Source organism: Anaerocolumna sedimenticola, assembly GCF_009931695.1.
GTDB lineage: Bacteria > Bacillota > Clostridia > Lachnospirales > Lachnospiraceae > Anaerocolumna > Anaerocolumna sedimenticola.
Genome location: NZ_CP048000.1, coordinates 5,424,668 through 5,443,744, shown reverse-complemented (window position 1 = coordinate 5,443,744; position 19,077 = coordinate 5,424,668). Strand labels below are relative to the sequence as shown.

At 36.5% G+C, this 19,077-nt stretch carries 15 protein-coding genes and 1 other annotated feature (1 of these 16 running past the window's edge); of the genes, 14 read left to right on the top strand and 1 reads right to left on the bottom strand.

Annotation, left to right across the window (positions count from 1 at the left end; genetic code table 11):
- Positions 1–154, top strand: a binding site (T-box leader) (it extends 108 nt beyond the left edge of the window).
- Positions 155–229: 75 nt separating this feature from the next.
- Together Ana3638_RS24285 and Ana3638_RS24280 are read left to right on the top strand one after the other, a co-directional pair.
- Positions 230–2,599, top strand: coding sequence for a valine--tRNA ligase (locus tag Ana3638_RS24285; RefSeq protein ID WP_161840326.1), 2,370 nt, complete (start codon positions 230–232; stop codon positions 2,597–2,599).
- 265 nt (positions 2,600–2,864) lie between these two features.
- Complete coding sequence (locus Ana3638_RS24280) at positions 2,865–3,806, top strand: AEC family transporter (protein ID WP_161840325.1); 942 nt, start codon at positions 2,865–2,867, stop codon at positions 3,804–3,806.
- A gap of 6 nt (positions 3,807–3,812) precedes the next feature.
- Here Ana3638_RS24280 and Ana3638_RS24275 read toward each other — a convergent pair whose 3' ends face one another.
- Positions 3,813–4,172 (bottom strand): hypothetical protein, encoded by a 360-nt coding sequence (locus Ana3638_RS24275; RefSeq protein WP_161840324.1) that lies wholly within the window; start codon positions 4,170–4,172, stop codon positions 3,813–3,815.
- Positions 4,173–4,864: 692 nt separating this feature from the next.
- Here Ana3638_RS24275 and Ana3638_RS24270 point away from each other — a divergent pair.
- The 12 genes from Ana3638_RS24270 (at position 4,865) to Ana3638_RS24215 (ending at position 19,076) form a co-directional block, all read left to right on the top strand.
- The gene (locus Ana3638_RS24270; RefSeq protein ID WP_161840323.1) at positions 4,865–5,251 is read left to right on the top strand and encodes an ATP-binding cassette domain-containing protein; all 387 of its coding nucleotides are present in this window, start codon (positions 4,865–4,867) and stop codon (positions 5,249–5,251) included.
- Positions 5,172–5,792 carry an ABC-2 family transporter protein gene (locus Ana3638_RS24265; protein WP_161840322.1) on the top strand — a complete coding sequence of 207 codons (621 nt, stop codon included), beginning with the start codon at positions 5,172–5,174 and terminating at the stop codon, positions 5,790–5,792. Before Ana3638_RS24270 ends, Ana3638_RS24265 begins: the two co-directional genes overlap by 80 nt.
- Before the next feature lie 423 nt (positions 5,793–6,215).
- Entirely contained in the window at positions 6,216–7,871 is a 1,656-nt protein-coding gene (locus tag Ana3638_RS24260) for a SulP family inorganic anion transporter (protein WP_161840321.1), read from the top strand.
- A 145-nt stretch (positions 7,872–8,016) separates the two neighbouring features.
- Positions 8,017–8,529 (top strand): nitroreductase family protein, encoded by a 513-nt coding sequence (locus Ana3638_RS24255; protein WP_161840320.1) that lies wholly within the window; start codon positions 8,017–8,019, stop codon positions 8,527–8,529.
- Positions 8,530–8,614: 85 nt separating this feature from the next.
- Positions 8,615–8,905: a putative quinol monooxygenase gene (locus Ana3638_RS24250; protein ID WP_161840319.1), complete on the top strand. Its 291-nt coding sequence runs from the start codon at positions 8,615–8,617 to the stop codon at positions 8,903–8,905.
- A gap of 409 nt (positions 8,906–9,314) precedes the next feature.
- On the top strand, positions 9,315–11,102 hold the full coding sequence (locus Ana3638_RS24245; protein ID WP_161840318.1) for a sensor histidine kinase: 1,788 nt from the start codon (positions 9,315–9,317) through the stop codon (positions 11,100–11,102).
- A 2-nt stretch (positions 11,103–11,104) separates the two neighbouring features.
- The gene (locus Ana3638_RS24240; protein WP_161840317.1) at positions 11,105–12,709 is read left to right on the top strand and encodes a response regulator transcription factor; all 1,605 of its coding nucleotides are present in this window, start codon (positions 11,105–11,107) and stop codon (positions 12,707–12,709) included.
- 99 nt (positions 12,710–12,808) lie between these two features.
- Positions 12,809–13,741: a metallophosphoesterase family protein gene (locus tag Ana3638_RS24235; protein ID WP_161840316.1), complete on the top strand. Its 933-nt coding sequence runs from the start codon at positions 12,809–12,811 to the stop codon at positions 13,739–13,741.
- 463 nt (positions 13,742–14,204) lie between these two features.
- The gene (locus tag Ana3638_RS24230; RefSeq protein ID WP_161840315.1) at positions 14,205–15,158 is read left to right on the top strand and encodes an ABC transporter permease; all 954 of its coding nucleotides are present in this window, start codon (positions 14,205–14,207) and stop codon (positions 15,156–15,158) included.
- Between the two features lie 37 nt (positions 15,159–15,195).
- Complete coding sequence (locus Ana3638_RS24225; protein WP_161840314.1) at positions 15,196–16,950, top strand: extracellular solute-binding protein; 1,755 nt, start codon at positions 15,196–15,198, stop codon at positions 16,948–16,950.
- 101 nt (positions 16,951–17,051) lie between these two features.
- The gene (locus Ana3638_RS24220) at positions 17,052–17,972 is read left to right on the top strand and encodes a carbohydrate ABC transporter permease (protein WP_161840313.1); all 921 of its coding nucleotides are present in this window, start codon (positions 17,052–17,054) and stop codon (positions 17,970–17,972) included.
- A 156-nt stretch (positions 17,973–18,128) separates the two neighbouring features.
- Complete coding sequence (locus Ana3638_RS24215) at positions 18,129–19,076, top strand: carbohydrate kinase family protein (protein WP_161840312.1); 948 nt, start codon at positions 18,129–18,131, stop codon at positions 19,074–19,076.
- Position 19,077: the final 1 nt, after the last annotated feature.

Below are 19,077 nucleotides of genomic sequence, written 5' to 3'. Positions count from 1 at the left end.
TCCAACGGATAATCCGTATTATCTTAGTAGACTCCAACGGAAATTTCCACCGTTATCAGGGAAAGCAGTATCGGAATTTATTTTCCCGTACTGACAGAGAGCAGTATTATACTGAATTTAGGTGGTACCACGGACACGTTAGTTCGCCCTAAGCGTAAAGCTTAGGGCGATTTTTTTTCCCTTATCTTTAACGTTCTGCTTGTATCTGCAAATAGAAGGAGGTATTTTCATGGATAAAAAGTATGATTTTAAAAAAGCAGAAAAAGAAATGCAAAAGTTATGGAAAGAGAATGAGATTTATGGATTTCAGAATGGAAGAACAAAGAAGGTATTTTCCATTGATACCCCTCCGCCAACAGTAAGCGGAAACCTTCATATAGGCCATGTATTTTCCTATACCCAGGCAGAAATGATAGCAAGATTTAAAAGAATGCAGGGCTTTGACGTATTTTACCCCTTTGGTTTTGATGATAACGGTTTACCAACAGAACGGCTGATTGAAAAATCTGAAAAAATTCATGCCAAAGATCTGCCCAGAAGTGAATTTGGGAAAAAATGTATGGCTGTTTCAGAAAAATATGAAGAGGAATTTAAACAAATGTGGGAATCTCTTGGTTTTAGTGTTGACTGGAATCAGCAATATCGTACGGCCGCACCAAAAACCCAGAGAATATCCCAACGTTCTTTTTTAGAACTGGTTAAAATGAAAAAAGCATACCGAAAAGAGTCACCGGTTTTGTGGTGTACGGAATGTCAGACGTCTATCGCACAGGCTGAGCTGGATACGAAAGATTTAGACAGTACCTTTAATTATCTGGAATTTAAGACGGATAGGGAAGCACTTACCATTGCGACAACCCGTCCGGAATTATTATATGGATGTGTATGCCTGTTTGTTAATCCCAGTGATGAGAGGTATGTTTCCTATATAGGTGAAACAGCAAGGGTTCCTCTTTATGATTTTACAATACCTATATTAGCGGATGAAGAAGTAAGTATGGAGAAAGGTACCGGAGTTGTTATGTGTGCAACCTTTGGAGATACTGCGGATACGGTTTGGTTTGAAAAATATAAACTTCCATTAAAACAGGTAATAAAACCAGATGGAAAAATCAGTGAGGAAGTACCTTACCTGGGTGGTATGAAAGTAAAAGAAGCAAGAGAGGAGATGATACGTCTTTTAAAGGAAAAGTCCTTATTAATAAAACAGGAGGAAATCACCCACACCGTTGCTGTTCATGAACGCTGTGGAAAGGAGATTGAAATCATTCCATCCAGCCAATGGTATATTGATATTTTATCGGATAAGGAAAGATTCCTAAAAGCAGCGGATGAAATTAACTGGTATCCAGCAAGTATGAAAACCAGATATCAGTTATGGGTAGTAAATTTAAAGTGGGATTGGTGTATCTCCAGGCAGAGATATTTTGGGGTGCCCTTTCCGGTATGGTATTGTAAGGAATGCGGCAGGGCAGTATTTGCAGATGAGGAGGAACTTCCGGTTAATCCTTTGGAAAATAAACCAAAACAAACCTGCAGTTGCGGCTGCTCCGAATTTATACCGGAAACTGCTGTTTTTGATACCTGGGCTACTTCTTCCGTTACACCTCTTATTAATGCCAGATTTGGGGAGGAAGATGACAGAAGGGATATTATTTTACCTATGGGAATGCGAGCACAAGCTCATGAAATCATTCGTACCTGGGCATTTTATACCATTGTAAAAAGTTTGTACCATACCAACCAGATACCGTGGAAAGATATTATGATCAGCGGTTTCGTATTGGCCAAAAAAGGTGAAAAGATAAGTAAATCAAAGAATAATGCAGAAAATTCCCCGATCAACTTAATTGATAACCATTCCGCAGATGTTATGCGATATTGGGCTGCTAATTCCAAATTAGGTACGGATACTTTCTTTAGCGAAGAAGAGTTAAAAACTTCAAAAAGGTTTATCACTAAGCTATGGAATGCATCCAGATTTGTTTTATCCCATTTAGAAGATGTAGACATAAATAATAAACCCAAATTAAAACCGGTTGATCTATGGATACTGGAACGGGTTAAAGAAACCACCATAAAATCGGCAGCTCTATTGGATGAATATGAAATTGGGCAGGCAAGGCATGAAATGGATGATTTATTCTGGAAAGACTTCTGTGATTATTATATTGAGATCATAAAGGAAAGGCTCTATCAACCGGATAAACATGGAACAGAAGCAAGAAAATCCGGGCAATATGCCATATACCATGCCTTATTAGGTATCTTGAAACTTTATGCTATTTATACTCCTCATATTACCGATTATATTTATCAGGAATTTTACCGTGAAAGGGAAAAGGAGATATCCATTCATAATTTGGAATGGGATGGGGAGGAAAGTGTTAATCAGGAGCTCCTGACCTTTGGAGAAGAGTTAAAGCGATTAATTATGGAGGTTCGTAAATATAAGTCGGAGCACAATATGTCCATGAAAGATGAGATGAAATTGATTACAGTTACCTGTGACAAAACCTATGAAAGGAATTTTAAAGAAACAGAAAAAGATTTATTGGCCTGTACCAATAGCAAAGAAATTATCTACAAATTTAATTAGTATGAATTTAGGATTATTGTAAAGTTAAAGTTAAAAAAAGCAAAAGTATTCCGGCAGGGAATGGAACGGCCGGAATACTTTTGTACTTTTCCTGCTTTGATTCGTTCATAAATGAAACTATTGTTTACTTTTTATCTCTTTTAATTTACCAAAATATGTGATAAGATAAAACGCGGTACTCAAAAAAATCAGATTTCGACTTATAATGGTTCATTTATAAACAATATCACTGTAAGTTTATGATAATATATAATTGGAGGAAAGTATGGAAGGACTTTTACTTTCGTTTCGTGTGGTATTCCCTATGTTTATCCTTATGGCATTGGGATACATATTAAAACGAACGATTCATTTAACAGATGCAACTTTAAAACAGATCAATAAAATGATTTTCTCAATATTTCTGCCGGTAGTGCTTTTTAAAAACATCTATACCTCGGATTTTTTAGCAGATGTAAATCCTGTGCTACTGATTTTCGGAGGAGCTGCAACCTGTACTACTTTTCTTATTTTATACTTTTTAATGCCCCATTTTGTAAAAAACAGAAGTGATGCGGCAACTATGGTCCAGGGGATTTTCAGATCCAATAATGTTTTATTTGGTTTAACCATAGTAGGTTCCATCTATCCGGATAGCGATGTTCTGGGGATGGTATCTTTACTCGCTGCTTTGACTGTATTTATATATAATACGTTGGTGGTTTTTTTGTTTGAGTCATATCGTGATGCCAAAATGAATGTGGTAAGTGTAATGGCTGGAGTTGCTAAAAACCCTATGGTGGTTGGTATCTTCATAGGCATTCTTTTTCTGTTATCCGGTATAAAACTTCCTGATATGTTAATGGATGTTATAAGCGATGTAGGAGGTATGGCCACACCTCTGGCTTTAATTGTACTTGGCGGAACCTTTACTTTTAACGGGTTTGCCCGTTATCGGATAAAACTGACAGCCTGCGCTTTAGGTAAGCTGGTTATCATTCCTGCTTTTGTTCTTCCCGTCGCAATCGTAATCGGTTTTCGAGGACCGGAGCTGGTGGCCTTAATGTCGTTATTTTCTTCTCCGACGGCAGTTGCTTCCTTTACCATGTCCGATCAGATGGGGGGAAATGGTGAATTGGCAGCCTTGATTATTGTTGTAACTTCCATTTGTTCCATAGTTACCTTATTTACCTGGACCTATTTAGGAAATTTATTCGGTGTGATTTAGTTTTCCTTACTCATCATTACGTTCATCAAAACGTTTATTTTCCTGAGGGTCATAGAGAGGACAATCATATTCATACATAATGTCGATGAATTTGTTCATATCGTCTTCATCCATTTGATAACAGTCAAAGCGAACGAAATTTTTCTTCACCGTAAACTGAAAGAAACCTGAATTTTCTTTTTCATATTCATTTTCCTCAACCAGTTTCCAATCATTAAAAACCTCCTTTAAATCCTCAAGTATGTCACTGGTGGGTAAATCATCAATACCATATACTTCTTCGTCTCTGCTTAACAGGGTATATACTCTCTGATTATTTTTGTATATACCCTCTTTATATTTCCAAAACCCTAATTCATATTCCATTTTTTTATCCTCACTTTTCTGTAGTTATTCATAGGTAATAACGAAACTATATAGTTTTCCGAATATACCATACAATTGATACGAATTTCAGAGCTTCAGTTGCCCTATGGGCAAAATTCAGCTCTGAAATTGTACTAATTGCATGGTATATAGATACAATAGTGGAGTTTCGCAATTACCTACCGTAATATTCAAGTTATACGAAACTAAATCTTTTTCGAAATTACTTTTATCCATTTAGTCATTGTACCATAAATCCTTAGCTTTTTGTAAAAAATTTATACCCAAATAAATATTATATTTCAATTAACGTCTAAGAAAAATACAGGAAAATAATTCAAAAAAATGTTGCCAAAGAAAAACTGTTGTGTTATACTTTTTCGAAATAACAAATTTTAGGAGAAAACAACATGAACAAATCCATCCTTATTATTCCAATTAGTCACTTATTTTTTATGGAATGTTAGCTTTTGCATCTAGGGCAGGCGTAGATGCAGATGTAGCATTTCATTTGTGTCTATGCGGTTAAGGATGGATTTCTATTTTTATAAATAAACCGCATTGAATAATATTTTTTCCAATCAGGAAAGTATTATCCAAGGCGGTTTTTTATATTTCTTGAATTTTGCAACAGCCCCCGGTTTAAAAACTTTATAGGATAAGGGATTATAAAAAGAAAGAAGGGAATTTTTATGGAGGCAATTATAGTAAATCAATTATCAAAAACCTTTCGGGTAAAGGTGAAAGAAAAGGGTTTGGCAGGAAGTGTAAGATCTATAGTAAAACCAAATTACAAAACTATTAAGGCGGTAGATGACATCAGTTTTAAAGTGGAACAGGGAGAAATGCTTGCATTTATCGGCCCGAACGGAGCCGGCAAAAGCACCACGATAAAGATGCTTACAGGTATTTTATATCCCGATAACGGTAACATGTCAGTAATGGATATTAATCCAACAGAAAAGAGAAAAAAGTTATCTTACAAGATAGGAACTGTATTTGGTCAGAAAGAGCAGTTGTGGACTGGTATTATGGGGGCTGGCAGCCAGTACATTTGGATTTGCCCATATATTTTTTAATATGGCATTTGATATACCGGAATTAATTATAGGCGGTAAGCTGGATTCTTTTCTGGTTCAACCGAAAAATGTACTTCTTGGTGTGATAACTTCAGGTACCAGTACCTCCGCAATAGGAGATATGATTTATGGATATGTAATTTTATGTATCTTTCGATTCAGCCCTTTAAATTTTATACTTTTTACCGTTTTAACAGTTACAGGAGGATTGATACTAACTTCTTTTGCAGTTGTTATGGGCAGTATATCCTTCTGGATTGTAAAAGGAGATATTATATCAGGTAATTTTATTGGATTAATGCTTAATATGTCTACTTATCCGGATGGGATATTTAAAGGAGTGGTAAGACTATTGTTATATTCCATAATACCTGTAGGACTTGTAATTTATCTTCCCATGAGGTTGATTATAAGCTTTCATTTATGGTATTTATTAATAATACTGGTATTTACAATATTTATGATAGGGCTTGCATTTTTCGTTTTTTATAAAGGATTAAAAAGATATTCCTCAAGTAATCTGATGAGTGCCAGAGTGTAAAGTACAGATTAGTATTTACATTCCCAGACTACTCATTAGAAAATGCCTTAAACGGGTATTAATTTACTAACTAATAAGAGTAACTGCTTCCTTTTATGGGTAGTTACTCTTATTAAATTTCCGCGAAAGCAAAGTGAGAATTAGCAAGCTTGCTTGCAATAATTCGAACGCGCACGCGAACCGAAGAAACTCGCAAAGCGTGTTTCTTCCGGTTATATAATGTAAAAAAAATAGTGTTCGAGGGAAAGGCAGCTAAATTGAATATAGATACGCTCGTATTCATTAATTCATTTAGTTGACCTTTTGACACTCGAATCTAAATAAGTATAAAATATTTATGCAATTCATACTTGAAAATCCAAATAATAAAGACTATTATTTTTAGGTATATCTTTTTACAAACGACATGGAGGCTTTATAGAAATGAACAAATTAAAACCCAAATTGTTTTCTGTCATGAAAACATACACCAAAGAACAGTGTGCGAAAGACCTGATTGCAGGTATTATTGTGGCTATCATAGCCCTTCCTTTATCCATAGCCCTGGCCCTGGCATCCGGAGTAACACCGGAAAAAGGATTATATACCGCAATTGTAGCCGGTTTTGTCATATCTTTCTTAGGAGGCAGCCGAGTCCAGATTGCCGGTCCCACAGCAGCATTTGCTACCATAGTCGCCGGTATCGTGGCGGAAGATGGGATGGAGGGGCTAATAGTAGCTACCATAATGGCAGGAATTATCTTAATTATCATTGGTTTGCTGCGGTTCGGAAGTATGATCCGTTTTATACCATATACCATTACAACTGGATTTACATTTGGTATTGCAGTAACTATCTTTATCGGAGAAATAAAAGACTTTCTTGGATTAACCTATCAAAATTCACCTGTAGAAACCCTGGAAAAAGTAAAAGCATGTTTTGAAAATATACACACAATTAATTATAGTGCTTTCCTTATCGGTGTGCTTTCCCTTGCCATTTTAATTCTTTGGCCGAAGGTAAATGAGAAAATCCCGGCCTCTTTAATTGCTGTAATCGTAGCTTCTGCCCTTGTTAAGATATTTTCAGTTCCGGTTAATACCATAGGCAGTTTATATGAATTATCAGCTAATCCACCAACAATCCATATCCCGCAGTTTAGTTTCAGCACACTCCGAAATGTTATGCCGGATGCAGTTACCATAGCAATTTTAGCCGGTATTGAATCTTTATTATCCTGTGTAGTTGCAGACGGAATGATTGGAAGCAGACACCGTTCCAATATGGAATTAATAGCTCAGGGAGCAGGTAATATCTGTTCCGGTTTATTTGGCGGAATACCGGCTACCGGTGCTATTGCAAGAACGGCTGCCAATGTAAAGAACGGAGGAAGAACTCCTATATCAGGTATGATTCATGCCGTTATGTTATTACTGATCCTGATTTTGCTTATGCCTTACGCAGCCCTGATACCAATGCCTGCTATCGCTGCAATATTATTTATGGTTGCTTATAATATGAGCGGGTGGAAAGAATTTGCGGGATTATTAAAAAGATCACCCAAAAGTGATATTTTAGTTCTAGTTACCACGTTCGTTTTAACCGTTGCTTTTGATCTGGTAGTGGCAATAGAAGTAGGAATTCTCCTGGCAGCCATATTATTTATGAAAAGAATGGCTGATGTCACCAATGTTGAAAGTTGGCAGTACATAGAAGAGGAAACCGAGGAAGAGGATTTAAACGATACGGAAAACATAAGGATGAAAAAAGTTCCAAGGCATACCCTTGTATATGAAATTAACGGACCTATGTTTTTTGGAGCCGCAGATAAATTCATGAATATCTCTTTAGACTCACATATTAATGTAGTAATCCTGCGTATGCGCAGTGTTCCGGCAATGGATGTAACGGCATTACATGCCCTTGAGGAAATATCAAAAAAATGCAAGAAAAAGCAGATAACTTTAATTTTATCCCATGTACAGGAACAACCCTTAAATATGATGCAGAAAGCAGGTTTTGCATTAAAAATCGGCCATGAAAACTTTTGTGATAATATTGATATTGCTTTGGAAAGAGCGGCGGAAATTGCCTCCTGACAAGAGAGCAGGACGAATTTTATCCTGTCAGGAAAACTTAAATAGAGAGATACATTGACAACAGAAAGCTTCTTTTGATATAGTATTACACATAGGGAATATCTCCCATTTATCATTAAATCATATTAAGCAAAGGAGGTATTATATGGAAGAAATCTTTAACCGAAGAAGTGTGCGAAAATTTCAGGACAGACCTGTGGAAGATGAGAAAATTGATAAATTGCTTCATGCGGCAATGCAGGCACCGTCAGCAGGCAACCAACAGCCTTGGGAATTTATCGTTATAAAGGATAAGGCTGTATTAAGTAAACTTTCTCTTATGACACCTTATTCGAAACCGGCAGAGGGTTCTGCCGTAACTTTTATACTGGTGGCAAATTGTAAAGATTTAAGGCATCCTACTTTCTGGCAGCAGGACATGAGTGCAGCCTTGCAGAACATTCTGCTGGAAGCCGTACACTTAGAACTTGGGGCTGTTTGGATGGGGGTTGCGACCAATGAATCTGCTGAAAAGTATTTAACCCAAATGTATCAATTCCCGGAATCTATTAAACCGTTTGCTTTGGTTTCCGTGGGATATCCGGATAACCAGAAAAACGAGTTTGTAGATCGTTTTAAACCGGACAGAGTACATTATGAGACCTGGAGTAATAAATAATTTCTAAGAAAAAACAACAAAAAAAAGTAGCAAATAAAAAAAAGAATTCTTATGAAAAAAATTAAAAGAAAGAATGGTGTTAAAGATGATTAAAATAGTAGCTAAAAATTATGTGAAAGCCGACAAAGTAAATGACTATATCGAATTAGCTAAAAAATTAGTAAAAGCCACCAATGACAAAGATGCAGGTTGTCTGCATTACCAGTTATACCAGGATGCTACAGACCCCCAGGTACTGACTTTCCTGGAGGAATGGGAAAGTGACGAACATTTAAAGCAGCATATGGAAGCTGAACATTTTAAAGAGATGGTACCTGCTCTTTCTGAATTCCAGGAAAAACCCGGGGAACTGAATATTTATCAGGTAGTTAAGTAATATTTGATTTTATTTCTAAGGGACTGTTATAAAATTCTTGAGAATCTAATCGGCTGTTCTATTTATGATGTTTTACCCGGAGTAAGGGAAAATACTTTTGAAGCGAAATATTAATCAACTGATAAAAAGCGAAGGTACAAAAATCATTTGTAGCCTTCGCTTTATTCTTTTCTAGGAAAGTCTCCGAATTATTCTATGAAAGAACAAAACCCTCCGGCAGGAAGCGTATGTATGCGTTAGGATAATATCCTTTGGGTAATATGTCACTGAAGTGAAAACACATTGCGCCGGATTCTGGTAAGCCAGACTTTTCCTTGTATTATAATTTTCATTTGTTTGCAACGGATTATAACAGTATGTTATAATCATAAAAAATACATATGGGGACTTACTATTTGGAGGATAATGAATGAAAACTAAATTAAAACAGCTGAATAACCGTATATTCCATTCTAATACTATCTTTACGCAACTTGTGGTTTTCACGATTATAGTGAGTTTAGTACCCATTCTATTATTAAGTACTTTACTGTTTCAAAAATTAAGCAGTATGGTAACCAGAGATCTTGTAAATTCACATTCACAACTTGTAGTTCAATATATGTCTAATGTTGAAGATAAATTATATCAGTATAGAAACAGTTTAAACCAGATAGCTAATAATACCATAGTTTTAAATACACTGATGGACACTGCCAGTGACAGCAATCCGTATTTAAAAGGTAATACAGTCAGTACTGAGGTAGCGAAAACCTTACGCCTGGAAAGCCATAAAGAGCTTCGTAACTGCATGATTTACTCCGATATGGCTAACAATAAAATATATGGCTCCAAAGTTGCAATGACGGACGGTGCAAAAAGCGAAATTTGGTACTTGAACCATAAAGCGCCCAAGGAAGAATATTTTATTTATTCCGCAGTAGATGGTAAAAGTGATCTCCTTTCCTTAATTCAAAACATTGTTTATATCAATACCAAAACTTTTAAAAGGCAATATATCGGATTTATTAAGCTGGACATTATTATGCAGAAGCTTTTTGAACCGGCATCCGACTCAGGGCAGCTTAAATATCCGTATGATATTATTTTGCTGGATAAAGAGGATAACATTATATATTCCTCGAATAAAAATTATGAAAATATATTATCTGATTTATCCTTTGAACAATTACAGAAGAATGATATCAATTATTATAAAGATGCAATGGTAAACAGTGATACCATCGATGATTACGGTTTGAAATTCATTTTCCTGTTTAATAATAGTCAATTGAATGAAAAAAGAGCAGAAATGCAGAAAACCATATTACCTGTCATTTTTATAATCATTTTAATCATAATTATCACCGCTTTTATCTTTACCAGGGGATTTACTGAAAGAGTGGCAAAACTGGTGCATAAAATTAAGGTGGCAGAAACCGGCGACCTGACAATTACAGAAGTGATAGAAGGTAATGATGAAATTACAATATTAGATAAACAGTTTAATCAGATGCTTATTAAGTTAAATGACTTAATACATAAAAACTATATTCAGCAATTGGAAAAGAAGGAAACGGAATTCCGTAATTTACAGCTTCAGATAAATCCTCATTTCTTATACAACACTTTGGAGATCATCAGTTCTATTGCGGCGGTGAAACAGGCATTTGTAATTTGTGAACTTTGTGAAAAATTAGGGGATATCTTCAGGTACAGTTTAGGAAAAAATTATGGGGAATATGTAACCGTCATGCAGGAGTTGCAGCATACCCAAAACTATGTTTATATCCAGAAGACCAGATTTGGGAATAAGTTTGAAGTTTTTTATAATGTGGAACCGGAATTAGAAGATAATATGATACTCCGTTTTATATTGCAGCCTATTGTAGAAAATGCCATAACTCACGGATTAAGCCGGATTACGGGAAAAGGTACACTGGAAATACTAATCAGCAGTGAAAATGGTATGCTGGTCATTAAAATAGAAGATGATGGAATTGGAATGTCACCGGACAAAGTAGAAACCTTAAATCAATACATTAACGGCAGCGGTAAAGGAAAGGAAGATAAGAAACAAAGTATCGGTATCAGGAATGTAAATCAAAGAATAAAGTTAGCCTGTGGAAATGAATACGGTATTACCATAGAAAGTGCCCAGTGCCAAGGCAGCAGCGTTATCATTCGCTTGCCCATGGTTAAGAAAGGAGGGGAATAGAAATGAATCAGAGTATGTTAATTGTGGACGACGAAGAACTTATCAGGCAGGGAATTATTGCCAGACTGGAATATCTGGATTTAAAACCTCAGGCCGTATATGAAGCCGAAAACGGCTTCCAGGCTTTGGATATATTAAAGAAACATAAGGTAGACATTATTATTACGGATATCCGTATGGCAGATATGGACGGGCTTACTTTAATTAATAAAACAATTCCCTTATACCCTAAAATACAATTTATTATTTTAAGCGGTTATGCGGAGTTTGCTTATGCAGAACAGGCTATCCGCTTGGGAGTGAAAGCATATTTACTGAAACCGATTTCTAATGATGCTTTAAAAAAAGCAATTGAAGATGTACTTCAAAAGTTAGAAGAAGGGGAGCAGCTCAGCCGGACAGTGAGCGAGGGAGCACGTTCCATTATAGAAAAGAAAAGTTATATCTTTGAAAAAAATATAAATGATTTATTGAGAACAACAGAAATCTATACGGAAAAAAATAATGTTTACGATACCGTAGATAAAGAATTTCCCATTAAAAACAAATGGATATTGGTATGTATTATTAATATTGACGGTGACAGTTATGAACAAAAGCAATTTGGGTATAAAGATATCGATCTGATTCAATTTTCCGTAAAAAATGTTTTTATGGAACTTAAGACCCATTGCAACAGAACTATAGTAAATAATCTGGTTAATGTGAATCAGCTGATTGCAGTTTTATCTTCTGACAGAGAAGATAGTTTAAGAAAAGAAGCAGAGTGGTTATTTAATCAGTTAATGAATACATTTTGGAAAAAGATGGGGATATCTCTCACGGTAGGAATCAGTTCAGCAAAAAATATATTATCGGCAGAATGCGCGAAAGAAGCGCAGGAAGCATTACTGCAGAGAATGATTCACGGGAATTCTAATTTATATTTCTATAATGATATTAAGCTGCTTTCAACCAGCAATTTTCCATCTTCTGAACTGAATATGCTGCGCCAGTATATTGAAAGACATGATGCCGGCAATATTGAATTTCTTATTAATGAAATCTTTTCAGATGAACAGATTAAAAAATACAATATATCATACATCCGTATTCTCTGGGTTCGAATTATAGGTATATTATTAAAAGCAGAGAATACCGCTTTTTCCAAAGATTCTAAACATATGGAAAAGCTGGTACTTAATTTTGAAGTTTTGGATTCTTTCCAGTCCCTGAACGAGTTAAGGAGTTATCTGTATTCCATTATACTGGAAGGGATACAGACAACCGGAGATATCGATATTAATTCAAAAAATAAGATTAAACTGTCAATTAAATATATTAATGATAATTATAACCAGGATATCGCCATAAATGAATTGGCTGATAAGTTTAATATGAGTCCCAACTATTTTTCTGCTGTCTTTAAGAGGGAGACCGGCCAGACTACGGTGAATTATATTAAAGACCTAAGACTTAAAAAGGCCTGCGATTATTTGATTCATTCGGGTAAAAGCGTAGTAGAGATTTCAAAAGAAGTCGGATATGAAGACAGCCAGTACTTTTTTAAGGTATTTAAAAAAGCCACAGGGCAGACACCTTTACAGTATAGAAAATTGAATAAGTGATCATCCAAATACACAACAGGAGGCAAGTATTGAGGCCGGGGGCAGGTCTGCTTATTTAAAGCTTTAACACTTACCTCCTTAAAAGGAGAAAGGCAGAGCATGAAAACAGAATTTAAGTTTAATAGTAACGGAACATTTAAGATTTTACAATTTACAGATATTCATTATAGCAGTGATAATCAACTGGATCATGGTACGGCAAGATTGATGGAACAGATTCTAAAGGAAGAGAAACCGGATTTTATTATGATAACCGGCGACACCGTATATGGTCCTGACAATATTAATTTGTTAAGCAAAGCATTAGCACCGGTTACGGGTGCAGGTATTCCTTGGAGTTTTACTTTTGGCAACCATGATACGGAAGAAGGCGTGGGGTATGACGAACTATTTGGCGCATTCACTAACCTCCCAAACTGTGCCGCATATAATGCGGATGATTCAATCGATGGTATGGGAAATCATTATCTGGAGGTAAAAGACAGGGAGGGCCGTACGAAATGGGTCTTGTTTGGAGTTGATTCGGGAGCATATAATAAACTGCCTCAGATTGGAGGATATGATTATGTAAAAGACAGCCAAATCCGTTGGTTTAAGAACATGGTACAGGATATTGAAAAGAAAGAAGATAATTTTTCCGCATTGATTTTTATGCATATTGCATTACCAGAGTATAATGAGGTCTGGGATACGAAAACCTGTTATGGGGAAAAGAGAGAAGAAGTTTGCTGCCCAAAGATTAATTCTGGATTTTTTACGGCTATGCAGGAAACAGGTCATACCAAGGCAGTGTTTGTAGGTCATGACCATATCAATGATTACATAGGGGATTTGTACGGTATTTCACTAGGGTATGGCAGAGCGACCGGTTATAATACCTATGGTCAGGAGGGGTATTTAAGAGGGGCAAGAATTATTCTGCTTAATGAGGATAATACCGATTCTTTTCAGACTTATATACGCTTGGAAAATGGGACGGTCTTAAAGGAACAAAAAGTACATGAGCCGGAAAATAAAACGGAAGTGGAATGATAATATTGGGGGATTAACTGTCCTGAAGTGACAGCATATCAGAGAAAGAGTCTGGCAAGCCAGACTCTTTTTGTATAATAAGAAATTGCATCCTATTACATAAAAACCTCCGCTATGGATGCTCACCTCGCGGAGAGAAAATTTATTGCCAGGGGTCCGCTCAGGCGCGAAAGTGTCAGTAACCTGACACTTTGTTCTAGGTGCGTAGAAATGTACACTATTTTAAAAAGATTTGTCCATTGTGCAATATTTTTAAATTTTTTATAATTACAATAAATTAAAGGTAATTGCGATACTCAAATATTGTATCTATATGTCATGCAATTAATACAATTTCAGAGCTGAATCTTGCCAGGAGGGCAACTGAAGCTATGAAATTCGTATCAATTGTATGGTATATTCAAAAAACTACATAGTTTCGCAATTGCCTAATTACAATAAATTAAAAAAGAGGAGGAATGGTATGGAAACCGGGACTACAGAACAAGGGCACTTAAAGCGTACCAGTAATAAGTCGTTTGGAAAAAGAATCTTAAAATTTTGGCCGCTGTATGTTATGTTATTACCCTGTATCATTTATTACATTTTGATTTGTTATGTTCCTATGGGTGGGGTTGTGCTGGCTTTTAAGGATTACTCCTTTCGGAAAGGCATTTGGGGAAGCCCCTGGGTAGGTTTCAGGTACTTTAAAACATTTTTTACCAGCTATGACTGCTTTCGTTTACTTCGGAATACACTTACGGTTGGTTTTATTAAATGTATTTTAGAATTTCCATTTGCAATTTTTCTGGCATTAATGTTAAACGAAGTACGCAATATGAAATTTAAAAAAATAAGCCAGACCATTACCTATCTGCCCCATTTTTTATCCTCCGTTATCATTATCACAATGATACAGAGAATATTAGCACCGAATACCGGTGTAATTAACCAAATCATTGGTCAATTAGGCGGCGATCCGGGGACTTTCTTTTTAATGGATGCAAAGTATTTCTTTCAAATATTATTTTCCATGGATTTATGGAGAAATATCGGTTGGGACTCCATTATCTATCTGGCAGCCATAAGCGGGGTAGATGTTGCTTTATATGAAGCCGCCGATATGGATGGTGCCTCGAAACTTAAGAAAATGTGGCATATCACCTTACCGGGTATCCGGGGAACAATTGGACTTCTATTTATTATGGGAGTCGGTGGATTATTAGCTTCCGGTTTTGATCAGATTTATTTATTAAGGACACCGGGAAATATGTCTGTTGCAGATACTTTGGACACTTTTGTTGTTCGTATCGGTTTGCAGGGAGGACAGTTCGGCTATGCAACTGCTATCGGGTTAATTCAGGGTATTGTTGGATTAATTCTGGTTATAGTTTGTAATAGAATATCTAAAAAAGTAACCGAAGTAGGACTTTGGTAACAATTCAGGCGTGTTAGACACGCAGATAGGAGAAGATATGAGAAAAAAATTATTTAAGCGTTTTGTTTCCGTCACTATGGCAGCAGCTTTAATAGCAATCAGCCTTACAGGATGCGGAAAAACAGGGGAGAAAACAAGTAATCAAACAGGGAGCACTGATACGAAAGAGGCAGCTTCCGACAAACCGGATACCTGGATTGCTGACCGGACCATTACCGTACAGGCATATGTTGATGATATCGGATATTCTCTTCCGAAAGATATCAATAATACGGCTGTTATGAAAGAACTTACCAAACGAACCGGTATTAAACTGGATGTTCAGTATTCACCCGGGGACAGTGATGCTACGGTTATGGCATCCCAATTAGCAGCCGGTACAATTCCGGATGTTATTGTCAGTTATCTGGATAATTCAACAAGACCTGAATTTCCATTATTACTTAAGGCAGCCCAGGAAGAAATGTTTGTTGATGTTGCTCCGTTTTTAAAGAATGCGAAAGCATATAATCATTACATTGAAGACGGATATCTTCCAAGCGATGCTTATAAAAATATTACATTCCGTGATGAATTTAAGGGAGCTGCTTATCTGCTTCCGCTTTCCATAGCAAGAGTTGACAGATCCTCGGAATATAATCCTCAGGATGCTTATCTTGGAGGTATGTATATCCAGAAAGCCATAGTAGACAAGTTAGGTATTGATCCGACTAAGATCAACACCCAGGATCAGCTTTATGACCTGTTGGTTAAGATCAAACAAGGCGGCTTTAAGGATGACAACGGCAATGATGTATATCCGTTAGGACCGAAGTTCTGGGGGGGCTCTGCAGATGCGTTAAAGTATGTTACTACAGGTTATAACTGGGGAGTAAGTGAAGGTTACAATATTACAGAAGACGGAACTGTAAAACATGAAGCAGAAACAGATTATGTTTATGACAAAATTAATTATGTAAGAAAACTTCTTGCAGAAGGTTTAATGAATCCTGAATTTTTTACCATGGATGCGACCCGTGCGGGAGAAGTTTCAAAAACACATAACTCAGCAATTATCGCCGATGTTCATAATTATCAGGATATCGTTTATCAATCAGATGAATGGGTACCTCTTGGACCTCTTAACGACTTTACCGGAAATAACGCAGAGATTAGAAGCGGTAAAGGACAAAATGGTGTATGGGCAATTTCATCAGAAGCCAAAAATCCGGAAGAAATCTTTAAATTCTTTGATTATTTATCAACAAAAGAAGGACAGCTTCTTTGTCAATATGGTATAGAAGGTGAGAATTATACCATGGTTGACGGTAAACCTGTTTTAACAGAAGATACGTTACAAAAACTCAATGATGGTGATACGGATTATTTAATTAATAATGTTGGTGCTTCTTTTGGACTATCAGCTTGTGTATTTTTTGGATTTATGTTAACTGATTTAGACCCAGTTTCAGATTTTGGCGAGAGCCGTCCAGGTGCATCTTCAAGTACGACTTATAAGAGATCAATTGAAATTGCGACGCAATATCCTCATACTTACAAAGTAGTTCCTGGTTTAAACGCACCTGCATACCTGTCTGCTGATTCCATGGCAGATGTAAAGAGCCAGATGGATCTTCTTAATTATAAGGAAATGTTAGTACAGGCTATGTTTGCTTCAACCGATGATGAAGTGAAGAAAATTGTTGAATCTTTCCGTGAACAGTTAAAAGCTGCTGGAAATGACAAATTTGAAGATTATTTAAAACAGCTTTACGATGAAGATAAATCAACAGTGAATTTCTATGTAAAATAAGAATTAAGTGAATGGAATGCTGCAAAATCTGCCGATTTAATTACTGGAAGCATTAAAATGGTATATTTTGCAGCAAATCCGTTAGAAAGGTATGGTAAAGCATGAAATCAAAAAGTGGTTCTGCAGCAAGTAAGATCAAAACAAGTCTTTCTGAAAAAGTAATTCAGGCAATTATTTATGTAATACTGATTGCATTATGCCTCATCATTCTTCTTCCCTGCATTAATGTTCTTGCCTTATCCTTTAATGAAGGAGCGGATGCTGCAAAGGGAGGAGTATACTTCTTCCCAAGGCTTTTTACATTAGCGAATTACAAGGAAGTATTTGCTGACGGAAGTATTATGAAGGCTTATAAAATTACCATTGCCCGTACGGTAATCGGTACTGCGGCCAGTTTGCTGGTTACCTCTTTAGCAGCTTATTCCTTAAAAGAAACAAAACTGCCGGGAAGAAAAGTAATTACCATACTGATTACATTTACCATGTTATTCAGCGGTGGGATGATTCCAACCTATATCCAGTATAATAAATTACATTTGTTAAATTCATTTTGGGTCTATGTTGTACCCAGTTTAGTAAGTGTGACTTACCTGTTAATGATGCGGACTTTCTTTGAAGCCATACCGGACAGTCTGGAGGAATCAGCCAAATTAGACGGCTGCGGTTATTTTAAAATATATACGAAAATCATGCTGCCTTTAAGTAAACCGGTTATTGCTGTTGTTGGTTTGTATACAGCGGTAAATCACTGGAATGATTGGTTCTCCGGTGCCTTTTATATGAAATCAAGCGAGTTATGGCCGGTACAGACGGTATTACAGCAAATGCTCTCAAGAGCAATGGCAGCACAGCAGGAGGTTTCCTCCGTATCCCAGGCAATTGCACATAGTGCCAATACGGTTACCTCGGATTCCTTAAAAATGGCGGCTGTAATTGTAACAACAGTGCCTATTTTATGTATTTATCCGTTTGTTCAGAAATACTTTGCACAAGGTGCCATGATCGGTGCGGTAAAAGGTTGATAAATTTTACAAAAAAACTTGTTTAATTTTCTAGATATTATACAATATAAACCAGGTATATGTCCGTTTGAAACGATTGCTGATTTTCTGCAAAGAAGCCGCGATTCAGACGGTCAGCGCTGTAGGCATAAGGATATTCGAAAGGGGTATAAGCGGATGGCAGAAAATAAATGGGATGCATTTATTTATGGTGATGTAAATGTGGATATTGTAATCCCGGGTGTGGAACATTTTCCTCTGCCTGGGCAGGAAGATGTTGTTGATATTATGAATACTTATGTAGGCGGAGGTGCGGCACTTTTTACCTTAGGACTTGGAAAACTAGGGCTTAATCCCGTGTTTCAGGGTACAATTGGTGATGACTGTTACGGAAAGTTTATATTGGAGGAATTTAAAAAAACGAACACGGACTGTTCTTTAATAAGCGCCAGCCAACATAATAAAACGGGAATTTCACTCAGTTTTACCAATGAAAAGGAACGTTCTTTTTTAACTTACCGGGGTACCAACGCAGAAATCAATCTGGATTCCATAAGACTAGACAAGGTACAAAGGTCACGGCATATACATGTGACCGGATATGAAGGAAAATTTAACCACAATAAATATTTACAATTACTGAAAAAAGTGAGAGAATTAAAGGAAATTTCGGTTTCCTTTGATGTAGGCTGGGACAGTACGGGTGAATGGTATGAGGGAATCTATGAATTGTTTCCCTATATTAATGTTTTATTTATGAATGAAACAGAAGCAATCCACTACGGTAGAAAAGAGAGTGCCTTAGAGGCAATACAGGATTTTTCCGAGTATTCCGGAATTGCTGTTGCAAAACTCGGTAAGAAAGGAGCTATTGCATGTTCGGGCGGAGAGACTTATAAGGCAGATTCCTACCCTGTTACAGCAGTCGATACCACAGGTGCCGGGGATTCTTTTAATGCAGGATTTATCTACGGGTACATAAAAGGTAAAGAGATAACGGAATGTTTAAAATACGGGAATGGCTGCGGTGCTTTATCCGTTACGAAATTAGGCGGTAATACGGGATTTCCTGCTGAACATGAATTATTGCGCTTCATAAAAGAGCAGGAGGAAAGGTTGGGTTAAA